Here is a 3,351-nt window from a genome sequence, read left to right on the forward strand (position 1 = left end):
GGGGCGAACGGGCTCAGCGGGCGCGCCGAACGCGTCGAACCCGCCGAGCGCGCCGAGCGCGTCGAACCCGCTGGACCCGCTGCCTCCGCCGGACCCCTCGGACCCGCTGCACCCGCCGGTCCCGCCGAACGCGCCGGTCCCGCTGGCTCCGCCGAATTCGCTGGATGCGCAGAACCCGCCGGATGCGCCGGACTTCCCGGAACCAGCAGGGGAGAGGGAGACGCTGCCCCTCGGGAAGCCGCCGCCTCCGGAGAGAGCGCTGCGTCCATGGAGGCCGCCTCTGGGTGAGCGGCCTGAGGAGAGGGTGGCGCGTCCATCGATGCCGCCTCTGGGTGAGCGGCCTCTGGGGAGAGTGGCGCGTCCAGGGACGCCGCCTCTGAGGAAGCCGCCTCCGGAGAGAGCGCCGTGCCCAGGTGAGCTGCCCCTGGGCGAGCCACCCCTGGGTGGGCCCCCTTCGAGGGGAGCGCCGGGGTCGAGGGAGTCGCCGAAGTCGAGCGGGCTGGGAGGGGCGAGGGGGTTGGCGGGGGTGTTGGGGTCTGGTGGGTCGGCGGTGTCGGGGCTGGTGGGGGCGGGGGATCGCTCGGCAGGGTGAAGCCGCCCCACCACGTGCTCGTCCGCCGTCCGCCGCCCGTGCAGCCGCCGCCGGTGAGCGCGTCGTGCCAGTGGTCGCCTGCCGCGGTGTCGCCCAGGGCGGTGGCCGGGAGTTCCCGGCAGCGGGTCCTGAGCTGCTTGCGGGCCTGGTTGCGGGCCGTCGCGGCGAGCCAGGAGATCAGCTTCGCCGGGTCCCGGAGCGCGTCCGCGTGCTCGGCCAGCGCCAGCCACGTGGACTGGCAGGCGTCCGCCGCCTCCTCCTCGGTCAGCCGGTGGTCCCCCACCACCGACCGCACCAGGGGCGCGTACCGCCCGACGATCTCCCGCCACGCCCGCTCGTCGCCCGCGCCCGCCCCGGCGAGCAGGACCGCATCGCTGCTGTGTCGCATGACCGCTCCGACCGCCCCCGCCGCCCGCGCGTTTCCGCGGGCACACGAAGGTGCGCACGATGTATCCACGGCCGATGAACCCGCTCGGGGCGCCCGCCGACGAGCGCGGGCGCCCCCAGGGTCACTCCGCCCGCAGCCCCTCCGTGGTGATCGCCGACCGCAGCGCGGGCAGCGCGCACGCGCCCACGGCCAGCGCCACCGCCCCGGCGGCCCCGAACGCCGTCACCAGCGCCGCCCAGTCCACCCGGAACCGGTCCGCGGGCACCACCAGCCACGCCGTCACCAGGCCCAGCGGCACGGCCACGGACAGGCCCAGCGCCGCCGGGACCGCCGCCTGCCACAGCGCCGCCCGCACCAGCGTCCCCCTCGGCACCCCGCTCGCCGCCAGCACCGCCACCGGCGCGCGCCGCTCCCACACCCGGTCCACCGCGACCACCCCCAGCCCGACCACGGCCAGCAGGGTCAGCAGCACCGACCCGCCGAGCACCGCGCCGCGCAGGGTCGTGAACAGCTCCACCCGCCCCGCCTCGTACCCGGTGAGCAGCGCCGACGCCCGGTCCACCCGCTCGGTCACCGCCTGCAGCCGCTCGCCGAACGCCTCGTCCGGGTCGCCCCGCACCACCAGCTGCTGCGGCTCCAGCGCCAGCAGCGCCGGGTCGTCGGCCACGACCAAACCCCGGTACGCCCCGGAGCCCGCCACCACCCGGTGCTCGGGGACCCGCCAGGTGACCGGCTCGCCGCCGAACACCCGCAGCAGCACCTCGGAGCCCGCAGGCGGCGGCGTGCCGTCGACCAGGTAGGCGCGGCCCGGCGCGCAGTCGGACACCCCCAACCGGTCCGCGATCTCCGCGCAGTCCGTGCCGGTCACCAGCACGCCGTCGGTGCGCGCCACCCGCACCTCGCTGATCCGCCGGGCCCCGCCGATCAGCGACACCGACTCGGCCAGCTCCCGCACCGGCGTGCCCGGCGCGAGGCCCAGCACCCACCGGCCCGGCTCCGCGCCCAGGCTGGACCGGGCCGCGACGTGGTCGGCGGCGACGCCGAGCAGCACCTGGAGCGTCAACCCGCCGCCCAGCACCACCACGACCCCGGCCAGCACCCTCGGCGTGCTCCGGTCGAACCGCAGCGCCCGCACCGCCAGCATCCCGGCCACCCCGTCCGGCCGCACCCGCCGCGCCACCCGGTGCACCAGCCACGGCAGCAGCGCGCCCGCCCCCGCCAGCACCAGCGCCACGCCGACCCCGGCCGCGCCCGCCAGCGGCGGCGAGTCCACCACCTCGGTGAACGTCACCGCGACCGACAGCACCACCAGCACCAGCGCGCCCGCGCCGACCAGCCCGAGCCGCCACGCCACCCCGCGCGGCGGCACCTCGGCGCGCTCGCCCAGGCCCAGCGGCCCGGTCGTGCCCGCGCCGACGCCGAGCACCGCCGCGCCGACCGCCACCAGCGGCACGCCCAGCGCGATCACCAGCGACGGCAGCGGCGCGGGCAGCACGTCCGTGGGGAAGAACCCGACGTCCTCCACCTCGGCGAACCGCACCAGCGGTCGCGCCGCGAAGAACAGCGCCACCCCCACCAGCAGCCCCAGCAGCCCGCTCACCAGCGCCTCGCCCGCCGCGATCCGCCGCACCTGCGCGCGGGACGCGCCGACCAGCCGGATCGAGGACAGCCGCCGGTCCCGCCCCGTCGCCCCCAGCCGGGTCGAGACCAGCACGAACGTGCCCAGCGGCAGCAGCACCGCGACCAGCCCGGCGAGCACCAGCAGCCGGTAGAACGGCTCCCACGTCGGCGGCGGGCGCTCCACCCCGAACCCGGCCACCGCCTCCGCCCCGTCGAGGTGGTGCGCGGCGAGCCCGGCGTAGAAGGAGAGGGAGCCGGGGCGGGCCAACCCCTCGTCGGCGATCACGCCGATGACCCGCTCCGGGAACCTCGCCCGCACGCCCTCGTCCGCGCCGAGCAGGTCGAACAGGGCGGGCGACACCACGATCTCGCCCGCGTCGGGGACCCGGCCGACCCCCGGTGGCGCCTGCGCGTCCTGGGACGCCGCCGCCAGCTCCAGCCCGGTGATCAGCCTGCCCTGCCAGGACACCACCACGCTCCTGGCGCGCAGCGCCGCGTCCTGCGCGACCGGGGCGGGCCGGGGCAGCGCCGCCCCGACCCGCTCCGACTTCGCCTCGCGCGCGGGCCCGATGGACGCGCCGAGCAGCAGCACGACCGCGCCCAGGCCCACCCCGACGGCGGTGAGCGCCAGCCTGGCCCACGCCGTCCGGCCGCCCCCGACGGCGAGCCGAACGCCGAGGACCAGGTCTGCCGCCCAGTGCGCGCGAGGAGTCATCCGGCGCGCACCCCCAGCGCCCCGGTGGCCTTGCGC

General features: G+C 78.3%; 2 protein-coding genes. Both read right to left on the reverse strand.

Annotation, left to right across the window (positions count from 1 at the left end):
* Nucleotides 1–980 (reverse strand): sigma factor (locus ACTUAL_RS17245; RefSeq protein WP_440900987.1); only part of this gene is annotated, 980 nt, incomplete at its 3' end.
* 121 nt (nucleotides 981–1,101) lie between these two features.
* Nucleotides 1,102–3,315, reverse strand: a complete 2,214-nt coding sequence (locus tag ACTUAL_RS17250) for an FtsX-like permease family protein (protein ID WP_440900988.1) — start codon at nucleotides 3,313–3,315, stop codon at nucleotides 1,102–1,104.
* Between the last annotated feature and the right edge of the window lie 36 nt (nucleotides 3,316–3,351).

It is taken from the genome of Actinosynnema sp. (assembly GCF_052038725.1).

Excerpts from the sequence above, each read along its gene's own strand:
- ACTUAL_RS17250 (WP_440900988.1), bottom strand. The coding sequence starts at position 3,315 with ATGACTCCTCGCGCGCACTGGGCGGCAGACCTGGTCCTCGGCGTTCGG.